General features: G+C 63.1%; 7 protein-coding genes. 6 read left to right on the top strand and 1 reads right to left on the bottom strand.

All coding sequences use genetic code 11. The features are described 5' to 3' along the window. Positions 1–107 precede the first annotated feature (107 nt). Positions 108–1,262, bottom strand: coding sequence for a PatB family C-S lyase (locus QMX86_RS18760; RefSeq protein WP_282384544.1), 1,155 nt, complete (start codon positions 1,260–1,262; stop codon positions 108–110). Between the two features lie 360 nt (positions 1,263–1,622). On the opposite strand from QMX86_RS18760, the gene fdnG reads away from it, so the two are divergent. From fdnG to selB, 6 genes are all read left to right on the top strand, one after another. Further along, positions 1,623–4,688 carry a formate dehydrogenase-N subunit alpha gene (gene fdnG, locus QMX86_RS18755; protein ID WP_164568608.1) on the top strand — a complete coding sequence of 1,022 codons (3,066 nt, stop codon included), beginning with the start codon at positions 1,623–1,625 and terminating at the stop codon, positions 4,686–4,688. Then, positions 4,689–5,624: a formate dehydrogenase subunit beta gene (fdxH, locus tag QMX86_RS18750; RefSeq protein WP_016774818.1), complete on the top strand. Its 936-nt coding sequence runs from the start codon at positions 4,689–4,691 to the stop codon at positions 5,622–5,624. Beyond that, positions 5,621–6,286 (top strand): formate dehydrogenase subunit gamma, encoded by a 666-nt coding sequence (locus QMX86_RS18745; RefSeq protein ID WP_282384545.1) that lies wholly within the window; start codon positions 5,621–5,623, stop codon positions 6,284–6,286. Before fdxH ends, QMX86_RS18745 begins: the two co-directional genes overlap by 4 nt. 3 nt (positions 6,287–6,289) lie before the next feature. Continuing rightward, positions 6,290–7,216: a formate dehydrogenase accessory protein FdhE gene (gene fdhE / locus QMX86_RS18740; protein ID WP_282384546.1), complete on the top strand. Its 927-nt coding sequence runs from the start codon at positions 6,290–6,292 to the stop codon at positions 7,214–7,216. Between the two features lie 251 nt (positions 7,217–7,467). Next, a complete protein-coding gene (selA, locus tag QMX86_RS18735) occupies positions 7,468–8,880 on the top strand; it encodes an L-seryl-tRNA(Sec) selenium transferase (RefSeq protein ID WP_282384547.1) in 1,413 nt (470 codons plus the stop codon). Next, complete coding sequence (gene selB, locus QMX86_RS18730) at positions 8,877–10,793, top strand: selenocysteine-specific translation elongation factor (protein WP_282384553.1); 1,917 nt, start codon at positions 8,877–8,879, stop codon at positions 10,791–10,793. The genes selA and selB overlap by 4 nt, the downstream gene beginning before the upstream one ends. The last annotated feature ends 1 nt before the right edge of the window (position 10,794 follow it).

The raw sequence follows: 10,794 nt of genomic DNA, 5'->3' as shown, positions 1-10,794 counted from the left end.
CGCGAAAGCGGTCTGTCAGACGATAAATATGTCGACTGACACCGCGCTTTCGCGAGCAGGCTCGCTCCCACAGGGGATCATTTACACAGGGGAATCTCGGGGCAGGATCAGAGATTGTGGTTGGCCAAAGCCCGCTCCATCCGCGCAATCCCTTCTTCGAGCAACGCCCTCGGGCAACCGAAGTTCAAGCGCACGAACTGCTGATGCTGGTCACCAAAATCCAGCCCGGCACTCAGCCCGACCTTGCCCTGTTCGAGGAAGAACCGCTGCGGATCCGGCAGGTCCAGCGCGGTGCAATCGAGCCACGCCAGATACGTGCCCTGCGGCACGTTGATGGTCACGCCCGGCAGGCGCGTGCGCACCGCGTCTACCAGCCAGTCGCGGTTGGCCTGCAGGTAGATTTTCAATTCCGCGAGCCACGGCCCGGCTTCGCTGTAGGCGACGCGGGTGGCTTCCATGCCCAGTGGGTTGACGCTGTCGACCATGCCGCAGCGGGCGTGGTTGACGCGCTCACGCAGGGCGGCGTCCTGGATGATCATGAACGAGGTCTTGAGCCCGGCGATGTTGTAGGCCTTGCTCGCCGACATCAGGGTGATCGTGCGTTTGGAAATCTCGGGGCTCAGCGATGCGGTGGGAATGTGCACGCGGCCGTCGAAGCACAGTTCGGCGTGAATTTCGTCGGAGATGATCCACGCGTCCTGCGCTGCGCAGATGTCCGCGACTGCCTGCAACTCTTCGCGGTCGAAGACCTTGCCGAGCGGGTTGTGCGGGTTGCTCAACAGCAGGGCGCCGCCGCCTTTCAGCGAAGCGCGCAGTGCGTCCAGCGGCGTGGCGTAAGTGCCATCGGCCTGGGCGTTGAATTCCAGCTCGACCTTGTTCAGGCCCCAATGCCCTGGTGCGTGACGCAGTGGCGGGTAGTTCGGCACTTGCACGACGACATTCTGCTGCGCCTGGACCAACGCCTTGAGCGCCATGTTGAAGCCCGATTCCACACCCGGCAGGAAGATCAGCTCCTGCGGTTTGACCTGCCATGAATACTTGTGCCACAGGTCGGCGACGATCGCTTCACGCAGGTTGTCCTGGGCCACGCTGTAACCGAGCAGCGGGTGCAGCAGGCGCTGTTGCAGGGCTTCGACGATGACCGGCGGCGCGGCAAAATCCATATCAGCGACCCACATCGGCAACACATCGGCCGGGTAGCGGCTCCACTTGGTGCTGCCAGTGTGGTGGCGGTCGAACAACTGATCAAAATCGAAAGTCATGCGCGGTCTCGTCAAGGCGGAGTTGGTTCTGCCGGACATTCTATGCGCAACTCGTTCCCTGTAGGAGTGAGCCTGCTCGCAATAGCGATCTGACTGATCGTTCCCAAGCTCCGCGTGGGAATGCAGCCCGGGACGCTCTGCGTCCCAGTGGAACGCGGAGCGTCCCTTGAGGCATTCCCACGCAGAGCGTAGGAACGATCAATACCTCGAGATTGCAGATGAAACACCCGACGGTCGGTTTTCACACAATCGGCAAGGTCTTTGTCTACAGTGAAAAAGTCGGCGCCAAGGCGTCGCAACCGTGATTGTCCAGATAAAGCCCGGCGCAAGTACCGGGTTCCACCTGATCAGGAGTGCACGATGGATCTCAGCCGTCGTCAGTTCTTCAAGGTCGCCGGTATCGGCCTTGCAGGCTCAAGCCTGGGCGCGTTGGGCATGGCCCCGACGGCGGCCTTTGCCGAGCAGGTGCGTCACTTCAAGCTCGCCCACACCCGTGAAACCCGCAACACCTGCCCGTATTGCTCGGTCGGTTGCGGTTTGATCATGTACAGCCAGGGCGATGCCGGCAAGAACGTGGCGCAAAACATCATTCATATCGAAGGCGACGCCGACCACCCGGTCAATCGCGGCACCCTGTGCCCGAAAGGCGCGGGCCTGCTCGACTTCATTCACAGCCCCGGCCGCTTGCAGTACCCGCAAGTGCGCAAGCCCGGCAGCAATGAATGGACGCGCATCGGCTGGGACGAAGCCCTCGATCGCATCGCCGACCTGATGAAGGCCGACCGCGACGCCAACTTCATCGAGAAAAATGCCAACGGGCAAACGGTGAATCGCTGGCTGACCACCGGTTTCCTTGCGGCGTCGGCGGCATCCAACGAAGCCGGCTACATCACCCAGAAGGTGATTCGCAGCCTCGGTCTGCTGGGGTTCGATAACCAGGCGCGTGTCTGACACGGTCCGACGGTGGCAAGTCTTGCCCCGACGTACGGCCGTGGTGCCATGACCAACACCTGGACCGATATCGCCAACGCGAATCTGATCCTGGTAATGGGTGGCAACGCAGCAGAAGCGCATCCGTGCGGCTTCAAATGGGTGACCGAGGCCAAGGCGCACAACGCCGCGCGGCTGATCGTGGTCGATCCGCGTTTTACCCGGACCGCTTCGGTGGCCGACTATTACGCGCCGATCCGCACCGGCACCGACATCGCCTTCATGGGCGGGCTGATCAATTACCTGCTGACCGAGGACAAGATCCAGCACGAATATGTGCGCAATTACACTGACGTGTCGTTCATCGTCAAAGCCGGTTATGGCTTCGAAGACGGCCTGTTCAGCGGCTATGACGCGGAAAAACGCAGCTATACCGACAAGTCCGGCTGGGGTTACGAATTCGCCGAGGACGGTTTCGTCCGCGTCGACCCGACCCTGCAAGACCCGCGCTGCGTTTATCAACTGATGAAGCAGCATTACAGCCGCTACAACATCGACCTGGCCAGCCAGATCTGCGGCATGCCGGTCGACGCGATGCAGAAAATCTGGGAAGAAATTGCCACCTGCTCGACGCCGGGCAAGACCATGACGATTCTCTATGCCCTCGGCTGGACGCAGCACTCGATCGGCGCGCAGATCATCCGCAGCGCGGCGATGGTGCAACTGCTGTTGGGCAATGTCGGCATGCCTGGCGGCGGTGTCAATGCGCTGCGCGGGCACTCGAACATCCAGGGTCTGACCGATCTCGGCCTGCTGTCCAACGCCTTGCCCGGCTACCTCACGCTGCCCAGCGACAGCGAGCAGGACTATGGCCAGTTCATCTTCAAACGCACACAGGTTCCGCTCAGACCGGGGCAGCTTTCGTACTGGCAGAACTACAGCAAATTCCACGTCAGCCTGATGAAATCCTGGTACGGCGCCAACGCCACCGCCGAGAACAACTGGCTGTTCGACCATTTGCCGAAGCTCGACATCCCCAACTACGACGTGCTGAAGATGTTCGACCTGATGAGCCAGGGCAAGGTCAACGGCTACTTCTGTCAGGGCTTTAATCCGATCGCTGCGTTGCCGGACAAGAACCGCGTGATGGGCGCCTTGGCCAAGCTCAAGTGGCTGGTGGTGATGGACCCGCTCGCCACGGAAACCTCGGAGTTCTGGCAGAACGTCGGGCCGTACAACGACGTGAAAACCGCTGAAATCCAGACCGAAGTCATTCGCCTGCCGACCACCTGTTTTGCCGAAGAGGACGGCTCGCTGGTCAACAGCAGCCGCTGGCTGCAATGGCACTGGAAAGGCGCCGATGGCCCCGGTGAAGCGCAGACCGACATTCGCATCATGAGCGAACTGTTCCTGCGCCTGCGCCAGCGTTATCAGAGCGAGGGCGGCAAGTTTCCTGACCCGCTGCTGAAACTGTCGTGGCCGTACAAAATCCCCGACGAGCCTTCGCCGGAAGAACTGGCGCGGGAAATCAACGGCAGCGCGGTCAGCGATTTCACCGATGCCAGCGGCGTTACGGTCAAGGCCGGCACGCAACTGGCCGGCTTCGGTTTGCTCAAGGATGACGGCAGCACCGCGTCTGGTTGCTGGATTTTTGCCGGCAGCTGGACCGAGGCCGGCAACCAGATGGCCCGGCGCGATAACGCCGACCCATTCGGCATGCACCAGCATCAGGGCTGGGCGTGGGCGTGGCCGGCGAATCGGCGGATTCTCTACAACCGCGCCTCGGCGGACCCGGCGGGCAAACCGTGGGACCCGAAAAAGCGGCTGGTGTGGTGGAACGGCAAGACCTGGACCGGCACCGATGTGCCGGACTACAAGGCCGACGTGCCGCCGGAAGCCGGGATGAATCCGTTCATCATGAACCCCGAGGGCGTTGCGCGGTTCTTCGCCGTCGACAAGATGAACGAAGGGCCATTCCCTGAGCACTACGAGCCGTTCGAAACGCCGATCGGCATCAACCCGCTGCACCCGCAGAACAAGAAGGCCACCAGCAACCCGGCGGCGCGGATCTTCGATTCGGTCTGGGAAACCCTCGGCGAGGCCAAGGACTTCCCGTACGCCGGCACCAGTTACCGGCTCACCGAGCATTTCCACTTCTGGAGCAAGCACTGCAAGTTGAACGCGATCGCTCAGCCCGAGCAGTTCGTCGAAATCGGCGAGGTGCTGGCGAACGAGAAGGGCATCGCTGCCGGTGATCGCGTGCGGGTCAGCTGCAAGCGCGGGTTTATCGAGGCGGTGGCGGTAGTGACGAAAAGGATCCGGCCGCTGCAGGTCAACGGCCAGGTCGTGCATCAGATCGGCATCCCGCTGCACTGGGGTTTTACCGGCCTGACGCGTCACGGTTACCTGACCAACACCCTGGTGCCGTTCCTCGGCGATGGCAACACTCAGACCCCGGAATCCAAGTCATTCCTGGTCAACGTGGAGAAACTGTAAATGGCCAGCCAAGACATCATTGCCCGCTCGGCCACCACCACTGTGCCGCCGTCGGTGAGGACTCAGCAAGGCGTCGCCAAGCTGATCGACACCACCAAATGCATCGGTTGCAAGGCCTGCCAGGTCGCCTGCTCGGAATGGAACGAGCTGCGCGACGAGGTCGGCCACAACCACGGCACCTACGACAATCCGCAGGATCTGACGGCGGATTCGTGGACGCTGATGCGCTTCACCGAGCACGAAACCGACGCCGGCAACCTTGAGTGGCTGATCCGCAAGGACGGCTGCATGCACTGCGCTGAACCCGGTTGCCTGGCCGCGTGCCCGAGCCCCGGGGCGATCATTCAGCACGCCAACGGCATCGTCGATTTCGATCAGGACCACTGCATCGGTTGTGGCTATTGCATCACCGGTTGCCCGTTCAACATCCCGCGCATTTCGCAGAAGGATCACAAGGCCTACAAATGCACGCTGTGTTCCGATCGGGTCGCGGTAGGGCTGGAGCCGGCCTGCGTGAAAACCTGCCCGACCGGCGCGATCGTCTTCGGCACCAAGGAAGACATGAAGGAACACGCCGCTGAACGCATCGTCGACCTGAAAAGCCGTGGCTTTGAAAATGCCGGTCTGTACGACCCGGCAGGCGTTGGTGGCACCCACGTGATGTACGTGCTGCATCACGCCGATACGCCGAAAATCTATGCAGGTTTGCCGGACCATCCGGCGATCAGTCCGCTGGTGGGTTTGTGGAAAGGCATCAGCAAACCCCTCGGCCTGCTGGCGATGGGCGCGGCGGTGCTGGCCGGGTTCTTCCACTACGTGCGCATCGGCCCGAATCGTGTCGAGGAGGATGAGCATCCGACGCCACCCGACACCTCGGTGCACGTGGTCGACCCGGCGGTGCACACCTTCGATCCACGCGGGGAGGAGCGGCCATGAGCAACAAGACGATCCTGCGTTACAGCGCCAACCAGCGCACCAACCACTGGCTGGTAGCGATCCTGTTTTTCATGGCCGGGTTGTCCGGGCTGGCGTTGTTTCATCCATCGCTGTTCTGGCTGAGCAACCTGTTCGGCGGCGGCACCTGGACGCGAATTCTGCACCCGTACATGGGCATCGCCATGTTCGTGCTGTTTCTCGGCCTGGTGTTCAGCTTCTGGCGCACCAATTTCTTCATCGCCAATGACCGTCAGTGGCTGCGGCGGATCAATCGGATGATGGTCAACGACGAAGAAAGCGTGCCGCCGGTGGGCAAATACAACGCCGGGCAGAAGTTGCTGTTCTGGACTTTACTGCTGTGCATGCTCGCGTTGCTGTTCACCGGGCTGGTGATCTGGCGCGCGTGGTTCAGCGCGTATTTCGGCATCACCACGATCCGCTGGGCCATGCTGTTGCATGCGCTGGCCGGGTTCGTGCTGGTGCTGAGCATCATCGTGCACATCTACGCTGGTTTGTGGATCAAGGGTTCGGTCGACGCCATGTTGCATGGCTGGGTCAGCCGGCCGTGGGCGAAGAAACACCATGAACTGTGGTACCGCGAGGTGACCCGCGACGAACAGCCTCGGGACGTGCGCGAGCGACCGCTGACGAAAAAGGGCTGACTTTTGCCAAGCATTCTTGAACCTGGGGAAATCGAGGCGGCGGCCAGTTCGCCGCCGTTTCTGTATCTGCCGCCACGTAACCTGTTTGCCCTGCGCGCCGAGCGCCTTGAGCGTCTGGCTGAGGGCAATGAGTTGGCGGATTACCTGCGGCTGATGGCCGGGTTGTGCCGGGCGCAGCAGCAGGTCTTCGACGATCCGCCGCTCACCGCGCCGTTTGATGCGCAGCGTTTCGAAGCCTGTCAGCAACACGGTCTGCCACCATTCGCGGCAGATACCTTGGTGCGCGAAGATGCCTGGCAGCCGTGGCTGGACGCCTTGCTGCAGCGCTATGCGCCAGCGGATCAACCTGCAGTGATCGACGCGCTGGACACTCTGCGCGGGGCCAGTTCCGGCCAGCTGCGTGCGTGGGCGGTGGCGCTGGTCAGTGGGCAGTATTCGCTGGTGCCGGCGGCGCTGGTGCCGTTTCTCGGCGCCGCCCTGCAAACCGCCTGGAGCCACTGGCTGCTCAGCGTGCCGCAGCTGCAACTCAAACCCGGTGACAGCCTCAGCCAATGCCCGGCCTGTGGTTCACCTGCCATGGCCGGGGTCATTCGCCATCGCGGCAAGCACAACGGTTTGCGTTATCTGGTGTGTTCGCTGTGCGCCTGCGAATGGCATGTGGTGCGGGTCAAGTGCGTGTATTGCGAGCAAAGCAAAGGCCTCGAGTACCTGAGCCAGGAAGACGATCGGCACAGCGCCGAACAGGCCCCGCTGCGCGCCGAAGTCTGCCCGAGCTGCAACAGCTACCTGAAATTGCTCTACCTGGAGAACGACGCCGAAGCCGAAGCGTTGTCGGCAGATCTCGGCAGTTTGCTGCTGGACATGCGCCTGGCCCAGGACGGCTATCAGCGTCTGGCCCCCAATCTGCTCCTGGCGCCGGGAGACGACTGACCAGAGCAAAATTGTGGGAGAGGGGTGTGCTCCCACAGGTCTATGTGCCGAATCACAAAGCCCGGTCAGCCCCGGATTTCCCTGTGGGAGCGAGCTTGCTCGCGAAGGCGTCAGGTCAGCCACCTCCACATTGACTGACACACCGCATTCGCGAGCAGGCTAGCTCCGGCAGTGCGTCTACACTTCTGAAACCCTTTCGGGAGCAAGCTTGCTCCCAAAAGGGATTGTTTCAGTGAAATCAGGAGTGGCTGATGTCTTCCAGCGTTGCCCTGCGGTTGCCGTCCATTGATGGCTTGTTGCGTCATCCGGCGTGCGCGCCGTTGGCCGAGCGTTACGGCCGGGATTCGTTGCTGACGGGCCTGCGTCAGTTGCTCGATGAGCTAAGGCCCGGCGTGTTGAGCGGCCAATTGGCGGCGGTGGAGATCGGCCCCGAAGTGCTCGCCGGCCGCGTCGGCGAACGCTTGGCGCAACAACAACGCAGCCAGGTGCGCCGGGTATTCAACCTGACCGGCACGGTGCTGCACACCAATCTCGGTCGCGCCTTGCTGCCCGAGGAAGCCATCGAAGCGGTGCAGATGGCCGCACGCTATCCGCTCAATCTCGAGTTCGATCTGGCCAGCGGCAAGCGCGGTGATCGTGACGATCTGATCGAAGGCCTGATCCGCGAACTGACCGGCGCCGAAGCCGTCACCGTGGTCAACAACAATGCCGCTGCCGTGCTGCTGACCCTCAACAGCCTCGGCGCGCGCAAGGAAGGCATCATCTCGCGCGGTGAGCTGATCGAAATCGGCGGTGCCTTCCGCATCCCCGACATCATGGCCCGGGCCGGCGTGCGCCTGCACGAAGTCGGCACCACCAACCGCACCCATGCCAGGGATTACCAAGCAGCAATCGGCCCGCGCAGCGGTTTGATCATGCGCGTGCATGCCAGCAACTACAGCATCGAAGGCTTCACCGCGCGGGTGCCGACTGCGGAACTGGCCGAGTTGGCACACGCTCATGGCTTGCCGTTGCTGGAGGACCTGGGCAGCGGCAGTCTGCTCGACCTGACGCGCTGGGGGCTGCCGGCGGAACCGACCGTGCGGCAGGCGCTGCTCGATGGCGCTGACATCGTCACCTTCAGCGGCGACAAATTGCTCGGCGGGCCGCAGGCCGGATTGATTGTCGGGCGCAGAGAACTGATCGCGAAGATCAAGAAGAACCCATTGAAGCGTGCGCTGCGGGTCGACAAGTTGACCCTGGCCGCGCTGGAGGCGGTGCTCGGTTTGTACCGCGACCCTGATCGCCTCGTCGAGCGCCTGCCGAGCCTGCGCCTGCTGACCCGGCCGCAAGCGGAGATTCATGCTCAGGCTGTGCGTTTGCAACCGTTGCTCGCCGATGTGTTGGGCGAGGTCTGGCAGGTCAGTGCAGTCGAGGCGTTGGGCATGATCGGCAGCGGCAGCCAACCGGTGGCGCGCTTGCCGAGTGCAGCGCTGTGTTGCCGCCCGCAGGTGTCCAAGCGCTGGCGCGGGCGTTATCTGCTCAATCTCGAAGCGGCGTTGCGCGGTTTGCCGATCCCTGTGCTTGGGCGAATCGGCGACGATGCGCTGTGGCTCGATCTGCGTCAGCTCGACGATGAGCCAGCGTGGCTGGCGCAGCTGGCGCAATTGCAGGTCGACCGGTGATCGTCGGCACGGCGGGGCACATCGACCACGGCAAGACTTCGCTGTTGCAAGCGCTGACCGGACAAACCGGCGACCGCCGCCCGCAGGAGCGCGAACGCGGCATGACCATCGACCTCGGTTATCTCTACGCCGAACTCGCAGCGGGCGCCGGGCTGACCGGCTTCATCGACGTGCCCGGCCACGAAAAATTCACCCACAACATGCTCGCTGGTGCGCAGGGCATCGATCTGGTGTTGCTGGTGGTCGCGGCCGACGACGGCGTGATGCCGCAGACCCGCGAGCATCTGGCGATCGTCGAACTGCTCGGCATTCCCCGCGCGCTGGTGGCGATCACTAAATGCGACCGGGCGGGAGCGGGCAGGGTGGAAGAGGTGCAGCGTCAGGTGCTCGATTTGCTGGCGCCCGGGCCATTCGCCCATGCGCCGATTTTTACGGTGTCGAGCGTGAACGGGCAGGGCGTCGATGAGTTGCGCGCGGCGTTATTGCAGGCACAGAACGAGGTGCAGGCGCGCGGTTGTGAGGGCGGCTTTCGTCTGGCGATCGATCGGGCATTCAGCGTCGCGGGTGCGGGGATTGTGGTCACGGGCACGGCGTTTTCGGGCACGGTTGCGGTGGGCGACAAACTTGTCTTGGGGCCCGCGGGCAAATCGGTGCGCATCCGTGGGCTGCATGCGCAAAACCAGGCCGCCGAACGAGCGTTCGCTGGTCAACGCGTGGCATTGAACCTCAGCGGCGATCGTCTGGAACTGACGCAGATCCACCGTGGCCAATGGCTGCTGGCGGACTGGCTGCATGCCCCGACCCAGCGCGTCGACATCGACTTTCAGCTGTTGCCCGGCGAGCGCACCTTCGAACACTTTCACCCGGTGCATCTGCACCTTGGCACCCAGGATGTCATCGCCCGCGTCGCCTTGCTGCAAGGCCCGCGCCTGAGCCCCGGCGAGCGCATGTTCGCGCAATTGCTGATCAACGCGCCGGTGCACGCGGTGAAAGGCGATCGATTGATCCTGCGCGACTCCAGCGCCCAGCGCACCCTCGGCGGCGGCACGGTCCTCGACCCGTTCGCCCCGGCGCGCCAACGCCGCAGCCCGGAACGCCTCGCGCAACTGCAAACCCTCGCGCTCAGCGTCAGCCTCGAACAGGCCCTGCCGGCACTGCTCAACCACAGCCCCGGCGGCCTCGACCCGCAACGCCTCGAACGCCAGTTCAACCGCCCGCGCCCGCAGTGGTCGCTGGCAGAAAACATCCGCCTGATCGATACCCGCCAAGGTCCACTGCTGTTCAACGTGCAGCGCTGGGGTCAGTTGAAATTCACCTTGCTCGAACAACTGGCGCGATTCCACGAACAAGAACCCGACCAGATGGGCCCGGACCGCGATCGTCTGCGCCGCTTCAGCGCGCTGGCGCTGGAACGCTCGACCTTCATCAGCCTGCTCGACGAACTGCTCAACGCCGGCTCCATCCTCGCCAGCGGCCCCTGGCTGCACCTGCCCGATCATCAGGTGCGCCTGAATGCCGACGACGAAATCCTCTGGCAGCAATTACAGCCGTTGTTCGAACAGGCCGGTTTCGACCCGCCCTGGGTGCGCGACGCGGCGAAAATGCTCGGCGAAGACGACGCCAACGTTCGCCTGCTGCTGCGCAAACTCGCCCGGCTGGGCCTGATGCACCAGGTGGTGCGCGACCTGTTTATCAGCGACATCGTCCTGCGGCAAATGGCGGCGCTGCTGCTGAAACTCGCCGAAGAAAATCCGTCGATTCAAGTGACAACCTTCCGTGATGCGCTAGGCTTGGGACGCAAACGCTGTATTCAGTATCTGGAGTATTTCGACCGACTCGGCCTGACCCGCCGCCTCGGCGAATCCCGCCAGATCCGCCCCGACAACGCGCTGGCTGACGCCTGCGCACCCTGAG

It is taken from the genome of Pseudomonas sp. PS01270 (genome assembly GCF_029959775.1).
In the GTDB taxonomy this organism is placed as follows: Bacteria; Pseudomonadota; Gammaproteobacteria; order Pseudomonadales; family Pseudomonadaceae; genus Aquipseudomonas; species Aquipseudomonas atacamensis.
Note: the sequence above shows the minus strand (reverse complement) of the source record. Positions and strands in the feature narration are given on the sequence as shown.

Bases quoted from the DNA above. Each gene is read 5' to 3' on its own strand.
- QMX86_RS18760 (WP_282384544.1), bottom strand. From the start codon at position 1,262: ATGACTTTCGATTTTGATCAGTTGTTCGACCGCCACCACACTGGCAGC.
- fdxH (WP_016774818.1), top strand. From the start codon at position 4,689: ATGGCCAGCCAAGACATCATTGCCCGCTCGGCCACCACCACTGTGCCG.
- QMX86_RS18745 (WP_282384545.1), top strand. From the start codon at position 5,621: ATGAGCAACAAGACGATCCTGCGTTACAGCGCCAACCAGCGCACCAAC.
- selA (WP_282384547.1), top strand. From the start codon at position 7,468: ATGTCTTCCAGCGTTGCCCTGCGGTTGCCGTCCATTGATGGCTTGTTG.